Below are 25,147 nucleotides of genomic sequence, written 5' to 3' on the forward strand. Positions count from 1 at the left end.
TTATTTGTAAGATTCCTGATAGATGGCAACGCAGTCCGCATTGCTCAACATACAGGGATCATTCTCAAAGTTTACGCCCAACGTATCCTTGGCGTTCTGAGCCATTTTTTCAAATTCATCAGGCGTAATGCCGTAGTCGGACATCTTCAGGTCGGCCACGCCGCAGTCTGTCTGAAGCTGTTCCAGCGCCGTAATGAAATCCTCTGGCTGATTGGCCGAACTCATCCCCATCAGCTTTGCCATCTCGATAAAACAGTCATCGCAGATATGTTTGTTGATAAAGAAACGATAGAAAGCCTTGGAAATCATAATCAGGCCAGCGCCATGGGGAAGATTCTCATGGTAGGCGCTTAATGCGTGTTCCAGCGGGTGGGCGCTTGTGCAAGAGCCGACACACATCTGAATGCCGGAGAGGTAGCTCCCGAATGCAACCTTACCCATAGCCTCTACATTTTCCGGCTCGCGGATTGCCGCTGCCAAATTTTCGCTGACGTTTCTGATGGCTTCGCTGGCAACCATTTTGCTCATTTCATTGCGTTTATTGGAGATAAACCCCTCTGTGCTGTGGAACAGCGCGTCAAAGCCCTGATAAGCTTTAAACTTGGCGGGAACACTGCGCATCAGTTCCGGATCAATGATTGCGAGAACAGGCATCGTGCCGGTGCCAAACACTCCCGTCTTTTCCTCTGTTGCCGGATTGGTAATAACAGCGCCCGCATCGGTTTCGGAGCCGGTTCCGGCAGTCGTTGTAATCGCCACGATGGGAAGGGACGGAACCGGCGGCCACTGCCCTTTGCCTGTTCCAAACATCACATAGTCCCACAAATCATTGCTGGGATTCGTTGCCATGATGCCAATGGCCTTAGAAGCATCTATTACAGAACCGCCGCCGAGCGCAACGATGAAGTCGCAGCCGTTCTCTTTTGCAAATCTGCCGCCTTCCTCCACAACCGGCTTGGTGGGATTGGCAGAAATCTTATCAAAAATCACATATTCCACACCGGCCTGCGCCAGCTCATTTTCCAGACGTTCCAGATACCCATTGCTGCGGGTAGACTTTCCGTTGGAGATGACCACCAGCGCCTTTTTCCCCTGCACAGCACCCATGGGGGCGTTAAGCTGCGTATGAAGATTGAGAAGCTGTCCTGCTCCAAACATTGCATTTGTAGAAATTCCAAAATTAAAACTCATTGTTTTTTCCTCCTGATTTAGATTATTTTAAGACAACGTATTCGTCCGTTACCGGCTCCAGCCATTCACAGCCTACATTTTCTGCTGGAACGGATATTGCGATATGAGAAAACCAACTGTCGGGGGCTGCCCCATGCCAATGCTTTTCCTCCGGCAAAATATTGACGACATCTCCGGGGTGAAGTTCTCTTGCTTCCTGTCCCCATGCCTGATAATAGCCCCGTCCCGCAGTACACAGCAGGATCTGTCCGCCGCCATGATGGATATGCCAATGATTCCGGCATCCCGGCTCAAAGGTGACATTGGCAATCCCGATCTGCTGCTCTGACAAATAACTCAGGTAGCTTTTCCCTGTAAAATACTTTGCGAACGCCGTGTTTTCTTCTCCTACCGGAAACGGGCTTTCGCTTTTACTATCTTCCAGACGATTCATTTTGCACCTCCTGCGTTTTCTTCGTTTTCCTTTACCACCTCATTGATGCAGCGCAAAGTATTGAGTGTCCTCGGATAACCGATATAGGGCATACACTGTGACGCTACGGCAATCAAAAACGCCTTGTCGTTTCCGACTGAAAAATTTCCGTTGATATGCCCCTTTAGCTGTGGCTCCGTACCCTGTGCGGACAAAAAACAAAAGGTAATCATTTCCCGCAGCTTTTTGTCCAAACCGTTCCTCGTATAATAATCGCCAAAGCAATTCGCAGCCAGCCAGCGGTTCATATGACGGGTTTCCACCGGGCCGGATTTATAGAAATCTTTCCAATCCGATCCGAAAATATCAGCCTGTGCCTGACTCCCTTGCTCAAGCCTTGTTTCAGGTGTGGTAGTGGCCTGCCCTGCGGTCGGGAGGGCAATTCCCATATCTGTAAGAACATCATTTGTCGCTTTCAGGAAAGGGTATACCCGGCCAATTCCCAAGTAGGCAACCGCTTGGTATACGGTTTCTTTCACTTCAACCGGCGAAACATCCTGCTTTAAGGCTTCACGCAGTACATCTTTGTACAGGTCAATTCCCTGACAACCAAGAAGGGTAGCCAAAATTGCCAAACAGCGTTTTTTTTCGTCAAGTATAACCTCCGGTTCCTTTACGGCTTCGTGTTCGGCAAAGGCTTTAAAAAACTGATAAAATTCAGGATCAGTTGTTTGAAATCTTGCAAGATAGTTGTTTCTCATTTCATATACCTCCTATCATTCGTGGATTTTTAATCCGTTGAGCTGCTTGGCCGTACACCAGCAGTGGTGGTCAATGATTTCGCTGTGGCCAATATCCATTGTGGCAATCGACTGCATTTCCGGCTCGGTCAGTTCAAAATCCCAAATATTCATGTTTTCCACCATACGTTCTTTGTGAACCGTTTTGGGGATAATAATCACGCCTCTCTGCATGTGCCAGCGCAGGATTACTTGCGCCACTGTCCTTTCATGTTTTGCGGCAATGGATTTCAGCAGCTTGTTATGAAAAATATTCTTTTGCCCTTCCGAAAGCGGCCCCCACGCCTGCGGTTTGACTCCAAACTCATCCATAATCTGCAAGGCATCGTTCTGCTGATAGAACGGATGAATTTCGATTTGATTGACGGCGGGTGTGGTTTCGCTGTTCATGCACAGGTCAATCAGACGATCCGGAGAAAAGTTGCAGACGCCAATGGCGCGAATCAGACCGTCTTTCTGCAATTTTTCCATTGCCCGCCATGCGCCGTAGTAATCGCCAAAGGGTTGGTGGATGAGGTACAAATCCAAATAATCCAGCCCCAGCTTCTGCAAAGAAACATCGAAGGCTTTCAACGTACTTTCATACCCGGCATCCTGAATCCAGAGCTTTGTTGTGATAAACAAATCCTCTCTCGAAATGCCGGAGGAATGAATTGCCGCCCCCACCGCTTCTTCGTTGTGGTATGCCGCCGCTGTATCAATCAGGCGGTATCCCACCTCAAGCGCGTCCTGAACGCACTGTTCACACTGCAAAGCATCTGTAATTTGAAAAACACCATAGCCCATGAGCGGCATTTGAATACCGTCATTTACTGTTACATACTGCACGTTATTTCCTCCTATTTCTCTGTATTCTTACATTTATTATAAAAGCGGCATCGTAAAAAGTACAATGCCGATTCTTTTATCTGCTATGCTCTAAACGCATAGTGCATATTGAAAAGCCAACTTAAATGAAGTATAATATGCAAAGCACCTATTCCAAGTAAGGAGGGAACGATTTGATTGACACACAGCAATTAGAACAGTTGATTTTCATAGCAGAACATGGCACGCTATCAAAAGCCGCTGAAAAATTGCACGTATCGCAACCGGCCGTCAGCCGCTCTATGCAAAGACTGGAGAATGATCTGGGGGTAGTACTGTTTGACCGGCAAAAGAATAAAATTGCATTAAATCCCAATGGTGAACTAGCTGTACAGTACGCACGAAAAATCACAACGCAAATTCAGGATATGGTCAACGGTGTTCGTGCGCTTGAGCGCAGCCAGCGCACCATAGCGGTCGGTTCCTGCGCTCCTGCTCCCTTATGGAATATCGCTCCGATGCTGAACACCATTTATCCAGAAATGACAATTTCCTCCGAGATAAAGGAGCCGGATAAATTGTTGCAGGGACTACTGGATGGAACCTTTCACATAATCGTAACACCCACTCTTATCAATGAGTCGAATGTCTATTGCACAAAATATGGAGAAGAACAACTCTTTTTTTCTCTGCCACCGGGCCACGCGCTATCTGGAAAGAAGGGGCTTCATCTAAAAGATTTAGACGGAGAAACCATGCTGCTGCATTCCAAAATTGGTTTTTGGCATCATATGCACATGGAAAAAATGAAAGCAACCCATTTTCTCCTGCAAGATGATTACTCGGTATTCCGAGAAGTGGTGCAGGCTTCCGCGCTGCCATCCTTTACCTCTGATGTTGTTATGGAAAGAGAGGGGAAACCGTCAAACCGGGTCATCATTCCTATTCTTGATGAAGAAGCCCATGCCACCTATTACTGTATCTGTTTGACAGCGAACCAGAAAAAACTATCTTCGTTCTTTCATCAGATTGAAAATGATAACTCTTAGCTTTAGCTGATTGTCTATTACACCAAGTACACGAAATCCTATACTTACTTATACGCTCTTATAAACCGTTAGATTGAGTCGTTCAAGGAGTAAAAAACATTCACAAATTACGTCTCCTGACGTTCGCCGTCACAGCTTGACAAAACTTCACTGGCCTGTTATTCTTAACCCACGGCAGAAAAGGCCCCACCACAAGAAGTAAAACGAATAGAAGCAAAGCCTGACACACCCGGCGCACCATGCGTCTGGTCTGTCAGGCTTTTTATTTTGCCGGGAAGGGAGGTATTCGACTGGATGCTTTACAACGGGAGCGAAGCGACTGCCTGCCGCTTGCGGCAGGGTAAACTTAACAGCAAACCGCAAGGTTTGAAGTTAAGGCAGGAATAGGGGAATGTCATTCCCCACCAAAACGGCTTACAGGCAAAGCCTGCAACAGAAATCAGGGCAATATCACGGAACCCTTTCAGAACACCGTTTTATAACCCGGAAAGAGGTGGAAAATGAAACCATTTCAGACGATTCAATTAAATGTTAAAGTGCCGGAACAGACCGCCGATGAGATTAAAAGGCTGGCCATCTCCCGGCATCAGACCGTGGCGGAGCTGCTGCGCCACTTTATTGAAGAAGGGCTGAAAATCCATAGCTATGAGCAGAGCATCGACTTTATCGCCGGTATCGTCCGGCAGGAGTTTACGTCTGTCTACCACATTGAGGACATTCGCGCGGCGGTCAATCAGACATTCGAGGAGCATATGCCGAAAATCAACAGAAATTTGCTGAAAAGTGGAAAGGCATCGGCCGCCGGATACTTCCTGCTGATCAAGGTGCTGATGGAAATGGGCGGCCTTGACAGCCTTGCGGATTTTGTCCATATGGCGGAACAGGCGGGAACGTTGGGAACAGAATACATGAAGCAAAGCAACAGCACGCTGAATGAATTTTTCGCAGACGGTTAAACTGTCTGTCGTCTGGCACATCTGCAAGCGGACAACTAAACAGAGAGGAGGAATTGCATGGATAAGTTCGGCCAATCTGAAAGAATGCTGCAAAAGAAGATTGCCGAAAACGAAAAGAAGCGTAAATTTGAAATCGGCGGGGCGACGTATCTTGTAACTGCCCATTATAAGGAGCAAGGCGGTATGACCGCCACAGACAAGGTCGCCCGTTTAATAGATAGAGACACAGGGACGGCGTAGAGAGCCAAAAATGTCTGGACGCGCAAAGCGATTCCGGGTAAAATAAGGACATACAATTTACCCGAATCGTTTTGGCTGTACAGAGGAAAGGAGTTTTAGAATGGTACAGCAAAACGACCGGCGAACCGCCGGCGGCAATATCACGGCTCTCTACTGCCGTTTAAGTCAAGAGGACGAATATGCCGGAGAGTCCGGCAGCATCCAGCACCAAGAGTTAATATGTAAAGGGTTGTTTCTGCCACCTAATACATATGACTGCGGCTCATTTGTGGTGAATTGAAAAGCAGTTGTAAGAAAGGAGTCAAAAAGCCTTATAACCGCTGGAAATCAACACAAAAGGAGCTGAATTTTATGAAAACTATCTTTGAAGAAATGGGCGGTACATACCGTCAAGTGGGATATTATTTCATTCCCAACATTACTTTGCCGGATGACGGCGAATATCAGATAGGCAAATACGGGCGTATGCGCCGCAGCTATCTGAAAAAGTACCGTAAAATACTCTACAACAACTATGTGCTGGAGGGAACGCTGTTCAAGCATTTAGCTGAAATCGATCAAGTCTGCAACGAGCGCATTGAAAACATCGTTTCAGCTATGGCAAAGCAGGAAGGCGTAACTGAAGCGTTCAAAGCGGCTGATCAAATAGAATGGGTGCGCCGTATGAACAGTATCCGTAACCGTGCGGAAGAAATCGTTCTGCACGAATTGGTATATGATCTGTAAACCTGATACAAAAGCCCCACACTTCTGACAATAAAATCGGAAGCGTGGGGTTTCCTGATTTATTTTGTTTGTTTGCTGTTTTCTTCGATATTTGCCACAAGACGGTCGAAATCACTCTGATATGTTCTGTCCTGCAAAACACGGAATTTTTCAAATTCACTTTCTGCAAACGCCTTTGCGATGGCAGCGGTCACCTTGCCTTTGTCATGTAAAATATCTTCTTCGTTGAACTGGAGGAACGCATCCAAACGATTAACCCAATCCTGCATATACATGATATTTCCTCGCCGTGCCTGTCTTTCGGCATAGTCCAGATACATTGTCACGATCTCATTCAGATTTATCATTTCTTCTTCGTTCAAGTAGTTTTTGGCGATTGAAACATCAGACTTGCGAATACGCCCCTGCGGAGCATTTTTCCAAGTTGTCAAGCCCATGTTTGGTTTCGTGCTATCGGCTCGTCCATAAACAATCTCAGCCGCCGTATGATGAGTGACAGCGTAATGAAGCTTATTCTGTACTGTGGCAAAAAACTCTTTTGTAACAGGACTGTTCACATCATAGTCAGCACTGCACTGGGAGTAAATGTCCGTGATTTTTTGATAAAAACGGCGCTCGCTGGAGCGAATATCACGAATACGCTCCAACTGTTCCTCAAAATAGTCCTTACCAAAGAGGTTTTCTGGTTCTCTCAGTCGTGCATCGTCCATCACATAGCCTTTAATAATAAATTCTTTTAATACTCGATTTGCCCAAATGCGGAACATCGTAGCCTTTTTAGAATTAACACGGTATCCGACAGCAATAATGGCATCCAGATTGTAATAGCTTGTATTGTACCGCTTGCCGTCTGCCGCAGTTGTTTCCATTTTGGAAACAACTGCTTCTTCCTGCAATTCGCCGGATGCAAAAATATTTTTCAAATGTTTTGAAATAGCCGCCTTTTGCACTTCAAATAATTCTGCCATCTTTGCCTGCGTCAGCCACAAGTTTTCCTGATATAAAAGGATTTCAACCCGAACTTCACCATTATCAGTTTTATAAAACAGGATTTCCCTTGTTTCATAAGGAGTTAGCCCATATTCTTCGTTCATATCCATTCCATTCCCTTCCTATTCTTCACTTTTGTTTCTCGCTCTGCTTTTGTAAACATTATGCTTGTTCTTGCACTGCGGGCTGCAAAATACAGCACTTGGTCTGCTTGCGACAAAAGCTTTGGTACAATGCCTGCAAAGCTTAATCGGGTTTTCGCTGTCGGTCAGCATAAAGCTGAACATCATCTGAACTCCAAGCATGAGAGAGTGAAAATCCCAAATAATCGTCGGCTTATCCAAAAGGGCTATATGATAAGTTGGAGCGATGCCGCCAAATGCCGCCATGCTCTGCTGCATCATCTGCCGGGTTTCATCGTTCAGTGTATCATAATCCTCATAATAAAGGAAACTGTTGATATAGGTAAACGCCCAGTCGATGAACTGCTGTTTTATCCATTCATATCGCTCCGCATATTCCCGCTGAAAGCTCATGTTGACCGCCATCGGCTTATCTGTCATGGTCAAAGCCAGTGCCATCATAACACGGTCATTTTGGATGTTCCACATGGACTCGATACCACGCTTGATCACATCCAATTTGTCAAATGGAAAGAACAGTGCCAGATATTTTTCCGTGGACATAGTTTCTTTTTTGATAAAGTGGTTTTTCGGCAGATACACCGCCTCATATTCCATAAAGTTTGGTGTGGTAGGTAACGCAGTCATCAGTCCAAACAAGCCGTATTTCACCGCAAATTGCTGGATAGCCTTCTGAATTTCGGCATCCGGCTTTTTGCTCATACCCATGCGTCCTATGTTGATGGCATCCAATACAATTTTCTGATACTCTGCCAGCGGATCATAAATACTCGGTTGCGCCGTTTTGGTGGGCGTGAGATACAGAGTTCCGTCCTCTGCCGCCTTCCATTCATATTCACTATACCGCACCCAATTAGAACTGGTGCGTTCAAAAAGGTTCTTCATTTTCTCACCCCTGTTTCCAATCACTGATACCATATTTGGATAAAAGCTCTTTTGCCTGTTCCATACCGCTTTCCGTAATATATACCGATTTGGAACGGGACGGATGATTTCCCTGCCGGATATAGTCTGCATCGTCCAATTCGTTCAGTATATCAAAATCGTAGCCTTTCCATGCATAAAAATCGGTTGCTTCGTGAAACTTTTCTCTCTGTGTAAAGCGGGAGAGGTATAACAGCATCAGTGTTAATTCCCTCATTGCTTCTTCTGCTTTTATATTTCCCATATCAGTCTATTCCTCACTTCATATTGTAACCTGAATAACTCTGTTTTATATTATCGATTATACGATTTCTATTCCCCTGAATCAATCTCCATTCTGGATTCTTCTAAAAAATCTTTCTCCAATAAGGTCATTGGCTGTTGCTTTTCTACCTTATCCAAAAGTGCAGGAAGCAGCTTTTTTCGTATCTTTTTGAGCATCGTGCCACGCACCTTGCGGATGTTCCGGTCGCTTTGATTCCGTATTTTAGCGATCCTTATTGAGCTAAACAACCGGACAGCACAGAGAAAGAGCAGCTCTTTGTGTTCCTCAGTCAATTCCCAGAGAATTTTGGATAGGTATTCTTCCGTTACAAGTTCATGTATATCGTAAGGACAGTAGAAAATTGCGTCAATGAAATCACCTTTTCGTATCTGCTTTTCCAGCACATCATTTAGCGTATCCGGAAAAAAGAGTTCATTGGCAGATGCCCCGTAATCAAGAGGAACATCATCGCCGCTTCTGCTGAGTTCATGATAGCGTTCCCTACGCTCCCGATTAGCGTCCAGCCTGTCCCACCATGCAATCACATTTTCAAACTCCCGCTGTGTTCTGGCGGAATCCTCCAATCGTGCAAGGGCTTCTGCCCGCAGTTCTCGTTTGAGCTTCTTACGCTCCAGTTCTTCCTCGTCAGTACCATCCTCAAAGGGATGTTCCTCGGCGTCGGCTTCCAGTTCTTCGATGAGCTGTTTTTCTTTTGTAATCTGCCGTCTGACCTGTTCGGATAATTCGGTTTCTTCGGTATCTGTATCATTGTCAGCAAGAACAACTTGGTTCTTCCGCTTCCTTCGCTTCTTTTCGGGAAGATCGTCAGCGGGTTCTTCTTCCTCATCGTCCCAAAGGGCGTTTTCATTTTCTTCGTCATCGACTATGTAATCGGAATCGTCCGCTTCATATTCATCTTCATAGTCAGTATCTTCTTCATAAAAACCGTCATGTTCATATCGTTCGGGATCGTCAAACACCGCAGACACCTCCCTTCAAAAATATTTTTGAAATTTTTTTGGATTCTCCATAAAAACAGTTCCGCTAAGTACCCTGTATTTCTCCTATAAGTGAGGATGTAACCTATTTTGCCTGTTATTAGATTACTTTCGACACTGAATGAAAGGAGGAAACCGCCTATGTCAAACAATTATCGTGAGCTGACGGGCAGGGAGAAGCAGCGGATCAAGAAGCTGGTTACTTCTCTCTGTGCCAACTACGACAAAGAGTACGGCTGCCTGCCATTGGATTGTGACTGTCCAATGTTGGGTATCTGCTTTACCAACAGCGCACTATGCAGATATTTCCGCAAGTCTGTCCTGCCGGAAGATGCAGGATTGGAAGCCGTATTCACGCAAATATCGACCACTCATTGTAAACAATGCGGCAAGCCGTTCCCAACTGACGGAAAACGGGTGTACTGCTCACAGCGCTGTGCCGAAGAAGCTCGCCGTAAGCAGACAGCAGCAAGGGTGCGTAAGTATCGGGAGAAACAACAACAGATGTAACGCTTTTGCCCTCGGAAAGCCTTGTGCCGCAAGGCTTTTTTGAGGGCATTTCTGTATTGGCAGGGTGTGAATACCTTTTGCTCGATTTTAACCATGCAAATGGTTACACCGTGCCGGAACTAAACCTATTATACGAAAAAACAATGAACATTTCAACACGGAGGTAACTGCCTATGGCAAAAAACGAGAACAGTAATTTTTCTTATATGACTCGCCGCATTGGCGGCACCACCTATAAAGTTAAAGTAGTATTCAGTGATACAGAGAAGGAAACGATGGAGGATAAAATTTTACGGATGATTCGCAATGAAACGGTTACAACTGGCGGAACTTGTGGTATAATAGATTCACCACAAATGAGCCGACAGTCTGAAAGGAGCGCATCATGAGCGTAAAACAGACTGAAGGAAAAATCACAGCTTTATATGAAAGGCTGTCCCGTGATGATGACCAGACTGGTGATAGCAACAGTATTGTCAATCAGAAAAAATACCTTGAAAGCTATGCCCATCAGAAAGGTTATACGAACTGTCAGCACTATACCGATGACGGTTGGAGTGGAGGAAATTTTGAGCGTCCCGCTTGGAAACAGCTTATTGCAGACATCGAAGCGGGCAAAGTTGCTCATGTCATTGTAAAAGATATGAGCAGGGCGGGGCGTGATTATCTGCAAACAGGCTTTTACACGGAGGTATTCTTCCGTCAGCATCATGTTCACTTTGTGGCGATTGCCAACAGCGTGGACAGCGACGATCAGAACAGCAATGAGTTTGCCCCGTTCCTCAACATTATGAACGAGTGGTATCTTCGTGATTTGAGCCGCAAGCAGAAAACAGCGATCCGTGTGAAAGGCGAATCCGGCAAGCCTACCACCAACTGTGCCATTTATGGCTACAAGAAAATGCCGGGTGATAAGTACAGTTGGTATATCGATGAGGAAGCCGCTGCGGTTGTCCGCCGCATTTTCCGGCTGACCATCGAGGGAAACGGTCCTTATGACATCGCCCGTATCCTCTATGACGATAAGGTGGAAACTCCTGCGGTCTACGCCGCAAAGCAGGGGCGTGGCGTCTGGAAAAGTAAAGAGGAATTTCCCAACCCTTATAACTGGAGTGGTTATATCGTTGGGCAGATTCTCTCCAAGCCCGAATATATGGGGCATACGGTCAATTTCCGTTCTCACAAGCAGTCCTACAAGGACAAAAATCCGGTTATGAATCCGCAGGAGGACTGGCTAATTTTTGAGAACACCCACGAAGCGATTGTAGATAAGGAAATGTGGGAGCTTGCACAGAAACTGCGAAAGACACCGAGACGCCACGATACGCTTGGCGAAGCCAATCCGCTGACTGGACTTTTGTTCTGTGCTGACTGCGGAGCGAAAATGACCAATCACCGTTCCAAAGGCGGTACGAAGAGCAATCCCTATCCCTCTGATTTTTATGATTGCTCCGCCTACACATTGGCACATCAAAAGCGCACTCATGCTTGCAGCGGTCACTATATTCGGACAAAAGCGGTCAGAGAGCTTGTTTTGGAAACCATCCGAACAGCCAGCGCCTTTGCCATCGCCAATCAGGATGAGTTTATGAAAAAGGTGCGTTCTGCTTCTCAAATCAGACAGGCGGAAGTCGCAAAGGATACCAAACGCAAGTTGAACAAAGACCGTAGGCGTATTGCCGAGCTTGATACCATTATCAAAAAGCTCTACGAATCTTTTGCCATTGGGCGCATTACCGATGAGCGCTTTGATACTCTGCTTGCAGAATACGAAGCGGAGCAGAAAGCTCTTGTCACATCTGTATCGGATGCAGAATCGCATCTGTCCTCTTTTGAGGAAGATACTGACCGTGCGGAGCAGTTCCTTTCACTGGCAAAGAAGTACACCGACTTTTCCGAACTGACTACTCCAATGATCAATGAGTTTATTGAAAAAATCATTGTCCACGCCCCGGAAAAGATTGACGGGGATCGGGTGCAGGAGGTTGAGATTTATCTGAAATTTATCGGACGGTTTGAACTGCCCGAACCGGATCTGACACCGGAGGAGATCAAGCGGCAGGAACAGCTTCGCAGACACCGCATCAAGAGCCGGGAACGCTACCAAAAAATCAAGGCTGGTGAGCACGCAGTTGGTCAGCCATTTCAGCTAATCTGTAAATGCTGTGGTGAAGAATTTGAATCCAAGCGGTCAAATACTCTGTTTTGCAGTCCGAAGTGCCGTACTAAATTTTACCGTCAGGAAGCAGCGGAAAACCGAAAGCGGGAATGTGTCTGCGAGAACTGCGGAAAAACTTTTACCGCTACACGGAGAGATGTAAAATACTGTTGTGATGATTGCAGGACGGAAGCAAACCGCAGGATGCAGAAAGAACGCAATGTTGCGAAGCAAATAAAAAAGAACGAACCAGTATTGCTTGATGCCCCGCCTATTAAAGAAAACGGGCAAAAACAGAAAACAGCATAATAAATGACGCTGAAGGCGACTTGTGAGAATAAAATCTCATGAGCCGCCTTCTTTGCGTTTTCAGCCGGATACGGCAGAAAGGAATAAAACCTATGACAGAAAATGAAAAGAAGCTTTTACAGGCGAAGCACAGATTGGAAGAAGCCGAGATGCGTGACCGACAGAAAGAGCGAAAAGCACGGACACGGCGGCTGGTTCAGGAAGGTGCGATTTTAGAGAAAGCATTACCGCAGACAACACAGATGACTTTGGAACAGTTGGAGGATTTTTTATGCGAAGTATTCAAACCAATCCGATGATTTTTATGAGCGACCGGCTATCGGTCGCTTTTTCTTTTTCCCGAAGGGCGCACTTACTCACCACCTGCAAAGCAGGCGGTGGTATCCCTCCCGTTGGTCGGGCTCGTGCGCTCTTCACGAACTGTCTTTCAGACAGTTCTCCAGAGGGGGCAGGCAATGTCGCAAGCGAACATTCCCTGTGCAGTCGGCTCTATATTTGCTCTATCAGCAAAACGATGAGGTGGCATATTGCCACCCCATCTCGCCGCCTGCCTGCGAAAACCTGCCACTGGCAGCTTTTACGCAGTTATGGGTATCGCATTCTCGGCGACACCCATTTTCTCTTTTCAAAAGAGAAACAGAAAGAAAGGACGGTGAAGCCAAATGGCAATCTATCATCTGGAAGCAAAAATAGTCAGCCGTGGTGCAGGGCGAAGTGCAGTCGCTGCGGCAGCGTATTTAAGTTGTTCTAAAATACTGAATGACTATGACGGGATTCAGCACGATTACACCCGTAAAAAAGGTCTTGCCTGGCAGGAGGTGTTCCTACCAGAGTTTGCCCCATCAGAATGGAAAGAACGGAGCGTGCTTTGGAACGCCGTGGAAGAAAATGAAAAGACAAAAGACAGCCGCCTTGCCCGTGAATTTGTGGTCGCTTTGCCGATTGAGCTGAACGAAACACAGTGGGAAAAGCTGCTGTCTGATTTTATTTCTGGAACCTTTGTAGATGATGGTATGTGTGCGGATGTGGCAATTCATGATCCATATCCTCCCGGTCACAATCCCCATGCTCATATCATGCTGACAGTGCGCCCGTTAGATGAAAAAGGAAACTGGAAATATAAGACACAGAAGGAATATCTCTGTGTGAAAAATGGAGAGGAACAAGGATTTACTGCGGATGAGTTTAAGACGGCACAGACAGAGGGATGGGAAAAGCAATACCAGTATAAGGTAGGAAAGAAAAAGGTTTATATGACTGCTTCTGCTGCTGAAGAAAAAGGCTATGAACGGGTATCGAAATATCCCAAAAGCACGAAATACGGCAGACAAAATCCTATTGCTGAGCGTTGGAACAGCGAAGAACAACTTGTTTTATGGAGAGCAGCGTGGGCGGATGTAACGAACCGCCATTTGGAGCGTGCTGGACACAAAGAACGCATTGACCACCGCAGCCATGCAGATCGAGGCTTGAGCGAACAGCCCACCATTCACGAGGGTGTGGTTGCAAGAGCATTGGAGAAAAAGGGAATTGTTTCTGACCGCTGTGAGTTAAATCGTCAGATTAAGGCAGACAATGCGTTGCTCCGTGAGCTGAAAGCAACGGTCAAGAAGTTGATTCAGGTAGTTAAAGCATCTGTTCCTGCTCTTGCAGAAGCAATGGAGTCCTTACGGGCGAACATGGTTATTTTTTGCTATCAGATTCGCTATGCCGGTTTTGGAAAGCACAAATTATCGGAAAGCCTGAATGTGCTGAAGCCCGACTTAGAGCGATATTCCGTACTGGTACAGCAGATTAAAAATACGACCAAAGAACGGAAAACGCTGCTTACAGAAAAGAAAGCGACACCATTTTATCAGTTTGTTGCTCATAATGATTTGGCAAAACAGATTGCCGAACTGACGGAAGATTTAGAAGAACTGAGATCCGAAAAGACGATGCTCCTCAGTTCATTTGATTGTAGTGAGGATACTGGAATTGCTGAGGTTAAAAAGAGTGTTTCGGCTATGGAGGAAAATTTGAAACGGCTGACAAAGCAGGAAGAAAAATATGCTGCTGAGTTGGAGGAGGCCTTAAAGCAGTTCTCAGAATTAAAGGAGCAGGCAAAAAATGTGGATTCGGCAGAACTCTCAGAACAGCGGATCGTCTTACAGGGAGAGAAGATTCAATCTGCCACTTCCAAGATCAAAGCGGCATATGGAGAAAAATTTGATCCGCTTATCCTGTTTGACAGCAAGCGTGATGTTTCTGAATTATTGGGGGAAAAAACAGAAGCACGCTCTATTCAAGAACACCTGAAGCAAAAACAGCAGCCAGAAAAGCAGCAGAAAAAAGCCAAATACAAAGAGCAGGAGCGGTAAAACACTGCTTCAATAATAAGAGAAAACCTTTGTACAATTCTTTTTATGCTTTATTTTGGCAGGAAGTTGCATTATAATATACGCAAATGGAAAATACCAAAACAAGGAGGAACAGGATATGGGAATTCTAATCTCAGTAATTACCATTACTCTGCTGGTGCTCTGCTATGTCAGGATGTATAACCGTCTGAAGCGGCTATTCGTCAAGGTGCAGGAAGGGAGTGCAGGCATAGATGTTGCTTTGGAAAAACGCTACGATATGCTGTCAGAAGAAATTGAGGCAGTAAAAAAGTATCTGACGCATGAGTATCAGATCTACACCGAAGTCACATCTACCCGCGCGGGGAAAGAACTGAACGAAAGCATATTTCAGGAAAAGAAACAACTGTCTGAGGAAGCGGTCAAAGCGATCAGCGAGACGATTGCCGAACAGCAAAAGCAGATGGAAACAATCTGGCGGCAGTTGGAACAGCAGCGAGGGCAGGATCATTCTTTTGGAGCGGAAACGCCGGGGATGGGGGACGACGGGCTGATCGGACATCAGGTAAGTCTGGATCGGAAACTCGGCTTGCTTACTTCCGTCCAGCAGGGACTCACCGGGGTCAACTCTGCCATCAATGCACTGGCTGAGCAATACCCAACCCTTTATTCCTATGCGTCCATGCAGCATTTCCAGCAGGATATTTTTGATGCAGAGGAACACTTACAAGCGGCGAGACGGTTGTACAACTCTAACGCATCTTTGTATAACCAGAGAATTAACACATTTCCCTACCTGCTTTTAGCAAAACTTCATGGCATGAAAGAAGCGAAGTTCTACACTGTGGAAGAAAAGAAAAAAGACTTTAAGCTGCAGTTTTAAGAAGAAAGGGGAAAAGATGTATGAAAATGGTGGAACAGAATATCAGCGGTGTCAAGCTGGAACGGTTGCGGCAGAACGCTGTTAAAAAACATAAAATCCTGCGGAAACTGTTTCCGGTATGCTTGATTTTGTTTATAGGATTGACATTGGTAAAAAACCGATTTTTGTTTGCCTCCATCAGCGAATATGGATGGGGAGATCCGGCAACTCAGGGAGCCTTTTGGATGCTGGTAGGAAACCTGATGCTCAGCGTGATTTTTGCGGGTGTCATTTTTGGTTTTTACTATATGCTGGTCTATAAAAAAGCTTATGACCTCTTTTGTATCAATTTCAAAAACAAATATGTGTTGGACACTCTCCGACAACTGCCGGATTTTTCCGAATTGCGCTACAATGCCGGAGGCGGTCTTTCTTATGAGGAAATGAACCGTTTAAAGTTAATCCCCGGAGGTCAGTCGGTCTTTTATCAATCGTCGGATGAACTGTCCGGCAAGCTGGATGGAGTTCCCTTCCGGGCTGTCAATGTCTGCACTGGCGAAAAAGCTTCCGCAAGAAGCTCTACCCCCAAAATTCTGTTTGAGGGACAGGTCATTGTTTTTTCCTGTTTTGATAATCGGAAGATCAGTGAGGGCTTTGTCCAGGTGTTTTCCAAAAAAGCTCTGTCTAAACTCAGGGAAACCAGAGTCCCGCTGCCAATTCAGACAGAAAACAGTGTATTCAACGAAAATTTTGCAGTGTTTGCAGAGAACGAGCAGAATGCTTTTTACATCCTGACACCCCAGGTGATGGAGCAGATTACAGCTTTTCAGGAAGCTATGGAAGGAAATGTTTATCTTTCCTTTTCTGAAAAATCCCTGTATGTAACTTGCAGCCAGCTTCGCAATCCTTTTCATATTTACATCGACATCCCTGTTGAAGAACAGCGTCAAAAGATTGCTGGCGATACGGCGATTCTCCGCAGTGCAAAGGAAATTCTCATCAGAGCCGGACAAAGCAGTCCGAAATAAGAAGGCAGTCCCTGAAAGGAGGAGGATATCATATGGGATGCATGATTGTGTTCGTTATCCTGCTTGTTATTGGAATAGGCATCCTCTGTTTTCTGACAGGGGATATGACGGCTTTTATCGCCCTGGCCGCTACTTTAGTCATAGGGCTTGGTCTTGCCGGTATTCTGTATCATATCTATAAATCGAAGCAAAGACGGATGGAGAAGTATAATCCCCTATCCCCTACATTGCGCTGGATGAATGCCGCAGGGTCGATCCTGATTGCAGCAAGTCAACATACAAATTTTCATCTACTGGCTGGCTGGCGGTACAATAACGAATTTGACCGGGAAAGTATTAAAACAATGCTGTGGGATTATTGGGGCATTCAAGGACATGAGACAGCTATAAAGGAAATGCGCAGCCTGATCGACGAGGGAATGCGTGCCAGCTATCGGAGGAAAATGGAACTCTTGTCGCATAAATATAAGGATGCTACAGAAGTCCAGCTCATTGAGGAGGCCCGCAAAACTAATCCAAAAGCCGATGAAGATAGCTACCTGCCGAAAATGCTGACAGCATGGCGGCGTTATGGGGAAAATGCCCTGTTAGGCTGGGATATGGGACGCTGCGCATATATCACGCAATGTTGCTATCTGGCAGGCTACATCAATATGAAGGAAATGTTGGATTTGTGTGTAGATGCTGGGACAAAGGCGCAGGCTTTTTTTCAGAACTGGGAAGAAATGATGGAGAGCTATCTTCTGGGCGGACAATTTTGGAAGCATGAGGATCAAAGCAATCCAAACTCCATGACGGCAGAACGCTGGAAGTTATATGAACAGCTCTGGCAAGGAAGAAAACCCTTCCAGAGCTCTCCATACCTCGCTGTCCCGTTCGACCAGCCCCTCTCCAAAGAGGTTATTACCAATGAATACGGTATTCTGCCGGAATACCAAAAATATTATAATCATGGATAGTTCGTATTCATTTTGGGGTATGGGAAAGGCGCGGCCTGTCTGCCGCGCCTTGGTGGGTGGTGTTCGGTTTTCCGTTTCTGGCTGGACAAAGTGTCCAGAGGTGGGGGCGTGTAGTGCTATTTGCTGCTTTCTTCTTTCCAGTCACTTAAAATCAGTTCAAAACTGTCTGGATAAATATAAACGTTCTCAAAATATTCATAAAAATCTTGATGCGCACCAATATTATAATTGAGATAATCGTCCTCATTGACTACTTCATAGTTTTCTTCTGATAGATAATAGACACCTACATCTACAGAATAGCCCATCGCCTGTATCTTTGATGTTAATTGCTGCATATCTGTGTCTTTTCCTACTGTATCATCTTTCGTATAAATCCAAAGAGAAACGACCGGGTTTCGTCCCATACCAAAAGTTGTGAGTAATTCTTCAGCCGTAGTGTTTTTATCAAAGTCAGGAGATGGGGTGTAAGGTGCAATAAATACTTTGCAATCATCGTAAATTTCCTGCACAGTAGGCGCTAAAATAGCTCGCAAATCTTCTCGTCTTAAATAGACAATATAGTTGTCTGTATATGTCTGCGCTTCCTCCGACCATCTCAAACGTACATATAGCCCCGGAAATCGTGTGGATTGAATACTTCCGTACTCTGTCGCAACAAATTCATCGCCATACTTCTCGATGAGGTATTCCAGCTTTGGGTCTGTACGGGAATGGTACATATAATCTGCGATCTGCTCATGGAGCGGACGGGGCGGGTGCAGCTTGACCCGAACGATCCCCGCCGCCACAAGAATAACCGCCGCCGCGCACAAAAATATCACGAGCCGCCTTTTTCCTTTGTGGGTCATCGTCTCTCCCTCCTTAAAGCCTGTGCTTGGTTTATGGTAATTGCTCTTTAGTCCCTGCTGGCTTTCTTACTCCAATAGCACATAACATTGTGACTTTTTTTGATACTCTCATCCAATCGTTCAGAATAATCAACACACATCTCTGTCCCCATCGCAAAAAATTTAATTTCTGCCACTATACACAGCCCCAATATATTCTGTTTGGTCAACTGGCAAAAAGAATTGCAAAATTCATTTGATATATTGGCATCTAATTCCGGGAAATAAGATGTGTCGAACCATAATTCAGTAGAAAATACTCCATTTTCAAAGTATTGCCTTGCTCCAATGATATAAGAGCCTGCTTTTCCATCGAAAGAAACGACTTTGCCATTTAATACGCACCGTTCAATTTGTTCATCATCTTGCGTGTAAAGCACATCTTCTTTTGTTGGCAGCCAGCCATTCCAAACAATACATTTTTCTGAAAATTGTATCTTGCCGACAATAGGAAATATCGTTTCGCACATTTTAATGCTGGGATATTTTTTGCTTGCAATGTAAACTTCAAATTTCGCAGCCATTTTCCTCAAATTCCTCCCATCATTTAAGAATTTCATTATTGCAGATCTGGCATCCAAATGTTGTCAGCAGTGTATCATGTCTGGAGCATCGTGGAAAATTTGGGGGATCACTTATCTGGTTACTCAAACAAATTACATTGTCCATATTTCGGTTGCTCCATATCACGTTTCTGTCCCATTTGAGGTGAGAGTGGTGTTAAACTTCCAATTTTATTTTATCATTATTGCTGGGAAATGGGAAGTATCTTCCTGTTTACCGCTCCATATCCCTGTCCCGGTGCTGTGTCTGCTCCTGCTGGCGGCGTGCGCTGTCCACAACAGATTTCACCCGGTACAGCTTCATCAAATTGTCTTGGATAGGTTTGTGCTTTGCGTAGTCCCTCTGGTACTGGTATTGGCTCCGTTGCTGTCATTAGCGGTGTAAGAAGGGAAAACTTACAGAGAAAGCCTTGTTTGTTATATGTTCCATGAATCTATTATATTTCGCAGAAATTATCCTTGACAAATCTCGTCTCAAAAGCAAATTTTAATGGAATATGCCAATGCCAACAGCTTTCCCAACCCACAGTTTTTTGTGGACGACGGCTATTCCGGAGTCACGTTCGACCGCCCCGGCTACAAAGCCATGATGGAACAGGTGGAAGCGGGAAATGTCTCTACCATCCTTGTGAAAGACCATTCCCGGCTGGGCAGAAACCGCCTTGTGGTGGGTATCCTGTTGGAAGAAACCTTTGCAAGTTACAATGTCCGTTACATCGCCATCAACGACAACGTGGATACGCTGAACGGCGTGGATGACAGTGTGGCCGTCCGCGATCTTTTTAACGAGTGGCACGCCAGAGACACCAGCAAGAAAGTCAAGGCGGTCATCATGGCGGCGGCACGGCGTGGGGAACGCATCGGCACAAAGGCGCCTTACGGCTATCAAAAAGACCCGGAAAGCCGTAAACAGATTATTCCCAATGAGGACACCGCGCCTGTGGTGCGGCGAATTTTTGCCCTGTGCGCCAGCGGACTTGGTCCTGACAAAATTGCACGGATACTGAGGGCTGACCAAATCCTGACGCCCACTGTTTATGAATTTCGCACCAACGGCGTCCGCCATACCAATTTGAATGAGAATAAGCCTTATGATTGGTGTGGCTCTACCGTGGCGGATATTTTGGAACGGGAGGAGTACAACGGCAACACCATCAACTGCCGCAGTTACAGTCCATCCTTCAAGAGCAAGAAAAGCAAGCGGAATCCCCCGGAAAGGCAGCTCCGCTTTGAGCATACCCACGAGCCGCTGATCGACATGGAAACATGGGAGATTGTGCAGAAGGTACGGGCGGGCAAACGCCGTCCCAATAAAATGGGCGAGATGGATCTGCTGTCCGGTATGGTCTACTGTGCGGACTGCGGAAAACGGCACTACTTCTGCCGATGCGGAAGCTGGAACGAAAGCCAGTATACATATACCTGCGGCACTTACCACGGACATAAAGAGGACTGTACCCCGCATACCGTCAAGGTCATGGCACTGCACGAAATCGTGCTGGCGGAGATTCAGCGGGTTACGCAGGAAGCGCGGGAGCACACCGAGGAATTCCTCCAGCGGGCGATGGACAAGCACAGCAGCCAGCTCAAAAAGGAATTGTCCGCCAAGACCAAGGAATTGGACAGGGCGCAGAAACGGCTTGTGGATTTGGAAAAGCTGTTCCGCGCCGCCTTTGAACAGCTTGCGTTGGCGAACCTTTCGGAAACTCAGTTTAAGGCGCTGACGGGCGGTTACGAGGAAGAAAAACAGGAGCTGACAATCCGCAGTGAAATGCTGGAACAGGAAATCAATACGGAAAAAAAGCGAATGCTGAATGCAGACCGCTTTCTCAAGGTGGTACAGCGGTACACGGAGATTCAAGAACTGACGCCGGAAATCGTGCGGGAGTTCATTGAGAAAATTGTGGTGCATGAAAGAAGCGAGCCGTGGAAAAAGAAGAACTACACCCAGCAGATTGACGTGTACTTCAATTTTGTAGGGCAGGTTTAAAACAGAAAAGCCACAGGATACCGAAATATCCTGTGGCAAATCTTAAAATTGGAAAACATCCTTGTCAGGCGGAGCCAAATGGCTACCGCCCTGTTTTCCAAAACTTATTTAAATCTTTATCAATATATTTATAACCGGCTGAAATAATCAAACCAGGCCGCTATTATATCTGCCCTATTTTCAAGGATATAACGAGCTATTTTCTTTAAATCATTTTGTGGTATTTGACTTTTGTTATGTTCCAACTTTATACCGTCTCCCGTTATCCAAAATTTAGTCTCATTAGATGTCTGCTTACCTTTGCACACGTGTATATGCGGCGGCTCCTCATTCTCATTCGACCAAAAGAAAAAACTATACCCTAAAAAGTCAAGCAAAGGTTTAGGCATTTTCCCCGCCCCCCTTCTGTGCAAAATCCCATATAAGGGAAGCATTATTTTTAGCATATTTTTTTAGCTTTATCATTTCTTCTTCCGAAAAACCAAAAGATTTATAAATAATTTCCCCCGGCAATGTCAAGTCAAGGAAGTCAAAGCCATTATCACCCGGTCTTTCAAAATGCACTTTAACAATATCAAAACCGTCTTTTTCCATAACTTCACTATGCGTCATTACAATATTATTTACCGTCGAATAATAGTACATCATTTAACTTCACCTCTTCCTCCAGCGTGTGTCATAATCCTGACACTATCTTAACCTTATTTTACGCTAATACAGTTATAGCGTCAAGCAAGGCTAATTAAACGGCTGAACTGTTATTCTTGTGCAAGCCTTTTGTCCCGTTCCATCTTTTTCATGGTAAAACGGTAGGCTATGTAAAGGAAAATACCGGCAAGGCACCACGCGCTGGCATTGGCAATACAGACTCCGGAATAGCTGAGAAGCTCGGCCGCCACAACAGCCAGCACAGCGCGGCTCACCAGCTCCACCACACCGCCCATCATCGGCATCAGGGCATATCCGCAGCTCTGCATCACATTGCGGTAAATATAAATCATACCCAGCGGGATAAAGAATACACCGCAGATAACAATATAGGTACGGGCATATCCCAGCACCTCCGTACTGTCACCCGTAACAAACAGACGGATAATCAAAGGAAGAGCCAATACCACCACTACATAAATGATTACCGCATAAACAGAGGAAATCCAAAAGGCAATCCTGCTGCCCTTGCGGATCCTCTCCAGATCATTAATCCCTCTGTTCTGTCCGCAATAAGTAGCCATCGTCATACCCATAGCGGTGAATACCTGCGTTACCAGCTGCTCCACCTTACAGGCTGCCGTAAACGCCGCAACCACGGTGGAACCCAGCATGTTCAATGCCACCTGTACCATAATCGTACCTACAGCCGTTATGGAAAACTGAAGGGCCATGGGGACACCAATGGATATCTGGTTACGCACACACCATGGATCCAGACGCAGATGTTCCCTTCGCAGGGAAAGGATAGGAACCTTCTTTATTATGTAGACAATACACAGAATCCCTGATATCCCCTGGGAGGCGATAGTAGCGATTGCCGCCCCGGCCACTCCCATTTTAAAACAGATAATCAGAATCAGATCCCCTGCGATATTAATCGCCGCGGATAATATTAGAAAATATAAGGGCACCTTGCTGTTTCCCACCGCCCGCAGTATGCTGGAAAGAAGGTTATAAAGGACATTAAAGCCCATTCCCCAACAGATAATAAGAATATATTCCTTGGACATATCCATAATATCCGCCGGGGTTCTCATAATCCGCAGCAGCCAGTCCATAATCAGAACGCTTCCAAAGGTCATGACTACGGTGACGATCAGGGAGAGAACGGCAGCATTGCCCACGCTTTTTTTCATTCCTTCTATGTCTCCTGCCCCGAACCTCTGGGAAGTCAGGATCGTAAATCCGGTGGTCAGCCCCATTAAAAACCCCAGAATCAGGAACATGATGGTCCCGGTAGCCCCAACTGCAGCCAACGCTTTCACACCAACAAATCTCCCTACAATGACGGTGTCAACAAGACTGTACAGCTGTTGGAATATATTGCCGATAATTATAGGAATAATAAATTTTGTTATGAGCTTCAGAGGGCTTCCTTTTGTCATATCAAGTTCCATGTATCATACTCTCCTTTTATTGCCGCAGCTTGCTGTAGGGGATTTGACTTCTGTCGGATATTTACCTTTAAAACGGACTGTTTTTCACAGAAAAAGATGCAGAAATTATTTTCCGCATCTTTCTTCAAATCCAATAACAGTTCAGCACTTTACAGTTGCCAAATCCATTCCTATAAATGCGCCTTTTCCCGCTGTCAGGCCATTTATACTCTATCGTCGTCAAAGTCACCGTCATCCGCACCCTCTGCCCCGATATTCAGCATATTCATTGTGCGTCGGCGGATTCTCGCCTTTTCTGAAGCTTCCAGTATGTAATTTTTTATAACCTTTGCATTTTTTATATGGTTCAGATGCAGCTGCGGGTTTGTTGTATCCCCGGTATAGCATTTCACTGTACCGATACCCACAATACGCTCCGGCAGGGACTGGATCAATTCCACATCCTGAACCTTATACATATAACAGTCATTTTCTTTTTTATTCAGAAAGCCTTCCGAAACCGTTATCATATCCTCTTTAATCGTATATACGGTAAAGGTAAAGGGCAGGCCGAAAAACAGCCATCGTTTTCTCTCCGTAAACCGCACTTCCCCGTTCCTGTTCTCACTGTCCATAGGCTACCTCTTTTCTTTTGTGAACCGCATGATTGTATCGCGTAAATTATAATAGATATCAGGAAGATTTGCAAAGGTTTTTTATGGTTCTTCCTCGCTTTTAGTAACCGTTTTATATCTCTAACTGCCCATACACAGCTTCCCTTGTAAATTCCGGGTGAGCTTTCACCAATACATAGATCGGCCCGATTACCTGCTCCTCTTCTTCCAGTTCTTCCGCGATTGAGATAAGAGGTTTGCCCTTGCGCATTTTTCTCTGAACCTGGGAAATCAGTTTCAGCCATTCTCCTTCATTACGGCCTTCCTCTCTTATTTCTAACAATGCAGTACACATATTATATCCTCCCTCTCTATTCCGGTAACCTTCCCGTCCCTCTTCTCCCAGATTTTCCATTCCGATAAATACCTCGAGTAAATCACATTCCTCTGCAGTCAGATTTCCAAAATGTTCCGCATGATTCCGGATATAAGTCTGCAGCCGTCCTTTATCCGCCGCAAAAGGAAGCAGCTCAAACACGGTTCCCAGTCCCGTTTTAAATTGCTCCGGCCTCACATTCCAGGCATGTATCAGATTCATTGGGAAATCAGGGCACAGTTCTCTCATATCTTCGTACCCTTCCGGGAACTGAAGGATATCATGGAGGCTAGTGCCTCCGTCCCAGGGCGTTTCCCCATGGTAAAAGGTAACACATATCACCGGATGCAGCCTGTCCTGCTTTGTGAAACCGCTCAGGTATTCGCTTCCCGTTTTTAAATCTTTCCTTTCCCGATGGAGCTTTTCTATTTTTTCCTTCTGCTGCATATAGGACAATGCCGTATCAACCAGATTCCGTAAGGGCATGGTATAATCCGTCTGTGTCTGGTTTTCATTCAGAAGCAGCAGAAAATCCTCTTCTGTTCCTGCAGCATATATCACATCAGGTATTCTCTCCAGATTGATTTCTGTTTTACCCGGTCCCCGGCGGCTGAATCCCAATACTTCAGGCATGCCCTGCAGCATAGCAGGGCAGATCCGCTGCCTGCCCTGAAACAGCCCTCCATTTATCAGATCACAGAAAAAAGCCGGTCTTCTGAGCAGCTGTTTTCCTTTCACATTTATTCCTTTCCTTTTCTGCAAGATATGCCTCCTTTGACTGTGCCGACCCGTCATTCCATCCGCCGCTGCCGCTCTCTTCCCGTATTATACGGTAAAAAACATCGATAAAAGCTATCCATACAGCTGCTGATGAAAAATGTCCGAACCTGACAAGAATTATGAACACCATCCCAGGGGATAACCCCGGACAGTAAATGAGAGTGATTGGCACAGAAGAACC

Annotated in this window: 28 protein-coding genes; 13 read left to right on the plus strand and 15 right to left on the minus strand. The window is 45.7% G+C overall.

The features are described from left to right. The 4 genes from DXA36_RS09305 to DXA36_RS09320 are packed head-to-tail and all read right to left on the minus strand — an operon-like array spanning position 1 to position 3,231. On the minus strand, positions 1-1,191 hold the full coding sequence (locus DXA36_RS09305) for an iron-containing alcohol dehydrogenase (RefSeq protein WP_118678431.1): 1,191 nt from the start codon (positions 1,189-1,191) through the stop codon (positions 1-3). Between the two features lie 22 nt (positions 1,192-1,213). After that, a complete protein-coding gene (locus DXA36_RS09310) occupies positions 1,214-1,624 on the minus strand; it encodes a cupin domain-containing protein (protein WP_118678433.1) in 411 nt (136 codons plus the stop codon). Next, positions 1,621-2,364: a carboxymuconolactone decarboxylase family protein gene (locus DXA36_RS09315; protein ID WP_118678435.1), complete on the minus strand. Its 744-nt coding sequence runs from the start codon at positions 2,362-2,364 to the stop codon at positions 1,621-1,623. Before DXA36_RS09315 ends, DXA36_RS09310 begins: the two co-directional genes overlap by 4 nt. A gap of 15 nt (positions 2,365-2,379) precedes the next feature. Further along, a complete protein-coding gene (locus DXA36_RS09320) occupies positions 2,380-3,231 on the minus strand; it encodes an aldo/keto reductase (RefSeq protein WP_118678437.1) in 852 nt (283 codons plus the stop codon). 173 nt (positions 3,232-3,404) lie between these two features. Between DXA36_RS09320 and DXA36_RS09325 the strand changes: the two genes are divergently transcribed. The 4 genes from DXA36_RS09325 (at position 3,405) to DXA36_RS09345 (ending at position 6,181) form a co-directional block, all read left to right on the plus strand. Continuing rightward, the gene (locus tag DXA36_RS09325; RefSeq protein ID WP_118678439.1) at positions 3,405-4,259 is read left to right on the plus strand and encodes a LysR family transcriptional regulator; all 855 of its coding nucleotides are present in this window, start codon (positions 3,405-3,407) and stop codon (positions 4,257-4,259) included. Between the two features lie 500 nt (positions 4,260-4,759). Next, complete coding sequence (locus DXA36_RS09330; protein ID WP_118678441.1) at positions 4,760-5,215, plus strand: ribbon-helix-helix protein, CopG family; 456 nt, start codon at positions 4,760-4,762, stop codon at positions 5,213-5,215. A 57-nt stretch (positions 5,216-5,272) separates the two neighbouring features. Beyond that, entirely contained in the window at positions 5,273-5,455 is a 183-nt protein-coding gene (locus DXA36_RS09335; RefSeq protein ID WP_118678443.1) for a hypothetical protein, read from the plus strand. Between the two features lie 351 nt (positions 5,456-5,806). Further along, the gene (locus DXA36_RS09345; RefSeq protein ID WP_002593307.1) at positions 5,807-6,181 is read left to right on the plus strand and encodes a TnpV protein; all 375 of its coding nucleotides are present in this window, start codon (positions 5,807-5,809) and stop codon (positions 6,179-6,181) included. 59 nt (positions 6,182-6,240) lie between these two features. Here DXA36_RS09345 and DXA36_RS09350 read toward each other — a convergent pair whose 3' ends face one another. From DXA36_RS09350 to DXA36_RS09365, 4 genes are all read right to left on the minus strand, one after another. Further along, a complete protein-coding gene (locus tag DXA36_RS09350) occupies positions 6,241-7,281 on the minus strand; it encodes a virulence RhuM family protein (RefSeq protein ID WP_002593308.1) in 1,041 nt (346 codons plus the stop codon). Between the two features lie 12 nt (positions 7,282-7,293). Further along, positions 7,294-8,199: a hypothetical protein gene (locus DXA36_RS09355; RefSeq protein ID WP_002596348.1), complete on the minus strand. Its 906-nt coding sequence runs from the start codon at positions 8,197-8,199 to the stop codon at positions 7,294-7,296. A gap of 4 nt (positions 8,200-8,203) precedes the next feature. Beyond that, on the minus strand, positions 8,204-8,482 hold the full coding sequence (locus DXA36_RS09360) for a DUF6429 family protein (RefSeq protein ID WP_002593310.1): 279 nt from the start codon (positions 8,480-8,482) through the stop codon (positions 8,204-8,206). A 68-nt stretch (positions 8,483-8,550) separates the two neighbouring features. After that, positions 8,551-9,483: a hypothetical protein gene (locus DXA36_RS09365; RefSeq protein ID WP_002593311.1), complete on the minus strand. Its 933-nt coding sequence runs from the start codon at positions 9,481-9,483 to the stop codon at positions 8,551-8,553. Between the two features lie 159 nt (positions 9,484-9,642). On the opposite strand from DXA36_RS09365, the gene DXA36_RS09370 reads away from it, so the two are divergent. The 8 genes from DXA36_RS09370 (at position 9,643) to DXA36_RS09410 (ending at position 17,666) form a co-directional block, all read left to right on the plus strand. Beyond that, complete coding sequence (locus tag DXA36_RS09370; protein ID WP_002593312.1) at positions 9,643-10,011, plus strand: cysteine-rich VLP protein; 369 nt, start codon at positions 9,643-9,645, stop codon at positions 10,009-10,011. Positions 10,012-10,184: 173 nt separating this feature from the next. Beyond that, entirely contained in the window at positions 10,185-10,400 is a 216-nt protein-coding gene (locus DXA36_RS09375) for a transposon-encoded TnpW family protein (RefSeq protein WP_002593313.1), read from the plus strand. Beyond that, positions 10,397-12,478: a recombinase family protein gene (locus tag DXA36_RS09380; protein ID WP_002593314.1), complete on the plus strand. Its 2,082-nt coding sequence runs from the start codon at positions 10,397-10,399 to the stop codon at positions 12,476-12,478. The genes DXA36_RS09375 and DXA36_RS09380 overlap by 4 nt, the downstream gene beginning before the upstream one ends. A gap of 92 nt (positions 12,479-12,570) precedes the next feature. Then, positions 12,571-12,777, plus strand: a complete 207-nt coding sequence (locus DXA36_RS09385; protein ID WP_002593315.1) for a DUF3847 domain-containing protein — start codon at positions 12,571-12,573, stop codon at positions 12,775-12,777. Between the two features lie 363 nt (positions 12,778-13,140). After that, positions 13,141-14,838: a MobQ family relaxase gene (gene mobQ / locus DXA36_RS09395; RefSeq protein WP_002593316.1), complete on the plus strand. Its 1,698-nt coding sequence runs from the start codon at positions 13,141-13,143 to the stop codon at positions 14,836-14,838. Between the two features lie 118 nt (positions 14,839-14,956). Continuing rightward, positions 14,957-15,700, plus strand: coding sequence for a LemA family protein (locus tag DXA36_RS09400; protein WP_002593317.1), 744 nt, complete (start codon positions 14,957-14,959; stop codon positions 15,698-15,700). A 20-nt stretch (positions 15,701-15,720) separates the two neighbouring features. Next, a complete protein-coding gene (locus DXA36_RS09405) occupies positions 15,721-16,707 on the plus strand; it encodes a DUF3137 domain-containing protein (RefSeq protein ID WP_002593318.1) in 987 nt (328 codons plus the stop codon). Between the two features lie 32 nt (positions 16,708-16,739). After that, on the plus strand, positions 16,740-17,666 hold the full coding sequence (locus tag DXA36_RS09410; protein ID WP_002593319.1) for a DUF1266 domain-containing protein: 927 nt from the start codon (positions 16,740-16,742) through the stop codon (positions 17,664-17,666). A gap of 116 nt (positions 17,667-17,782) precedes the next feature. Here DXA36_RS09410 and DXA36_RS09415 read toward each other — a convergent pair whose 3' ends face one another. After that, positions 17,783-18,517 (minus strand): hypothetical protein, encoded by a 735-nt coding sequence (locus DXA36_RS09415; protein ID WP_009252104.1) that lies wholly within the window; start codon positions 18,515-18,517, stop codon positions 17,783-17,785. A 47-nt stretch (positions 18,518-18,564) separates the two neighbouring features. Further along, positions 18,565-19,080, minus strand: coding sequence for a hypothetical protein (locus tag DXA36_RS09420; protein WP_009252105.1), 516 nt, complete (start codon positions 19,078-19,080; stop codon positions 18,565-18,567). A gap of 505 nt (positions 19,081-19,585) precedes the next feature. Between DXA36_RS09420 and DXA36_RS09425 the strand changes: the two genes are divergently transcribed. After that, a complete protein-coding gene (locus DXA36_RS09425; RefSeq protein ID WP_279221543.1) occupies positions 19,586-21,109 on the plus strand; it encodes a recombinase family protein in 1,524 nt (507 codons plus the stop codon). 128 nt (positions 21,110-21,237) lie between these two features. Here DXA36_RS09425 and DXA36_RS09430 read toward each other — a convergent pair whose 3' ends face one another. The 5 genes from DXA36_RS09430 to DXA36_RS09450 form a co-directional block, all read right to left on the minus strand. Continuing rightward, positions 21,238-21,498: a DUF4160 domain-containing protein gene (locus DXA36_RS09430; RefSeq protein WP_118678449.1), complete on the minus strand. Its 261-nt coding sequence runs from the start codon at positions 21,496-21,498 to the stop codon at positions 21,238-21,240. Next, positions 21,491-21,757: a hypothetical protein gene (locus tag DXA36_RS09435; RefSeq protein WP_118678451.1), complete on the minus strand. Its 267-nt coding sequence runs from the start codon at positions 21,755-21,757 to the stop codon at positions 21,491-21,493. Before DXA36_RS09435 ends, DXA36_RS09430 begins: the two co-directional genes overlap by 8 nt. A gap of 110 nt (positions 21,758-21,867) precedes the next feature. After that, positions 21,868-23,217, minus strand: a complete 1,350-nt coding sequence (locus DXA36_RS09440) for an MATE family efflux transporter (protein ID WP_118678453.1) — start codon at positions 23,215-23,217, stop codon at positions 21,868-21,870. A gap of 203 nt (positions 23,218-23,420) precedes the next feature. Further along, positions 23,421-23,831 (minus strand): PH domain-containing protein, encoded by a 411-nt coding sequence (locus DXA36_RS09445; protein ID WP_118678455.1) that lies wholly within the window; start codon positions 23,829-23,831, stop codon positions 23,421-23,423. A gap of 112 nt (positions 23,832-23,943) precedes the next feature. After that, on the minus strand, positions 23,944-24,948 hold the full coding sequence (locus tag DXA36_RS09450; protein ID WP_147366564.1) for an Rpn family recombination-promoting nuclease/putative transposase: 1,005 nt from the start codon (positions 24,946-24,948) through the stop codon (positions 23,944-23,946). Positions 24,949-25,147 lie beyond the last annotated feature (199 nt).

This window comes from Eisenbergiella sp. OF01-20, assembly GCF_003478085.1.
Taxonomy (GTDB): domain Bacteria; phylum Bacillota; class Clostridia; order Lachnospirales; family Lachnospiraceae; genus Eisenbergiella.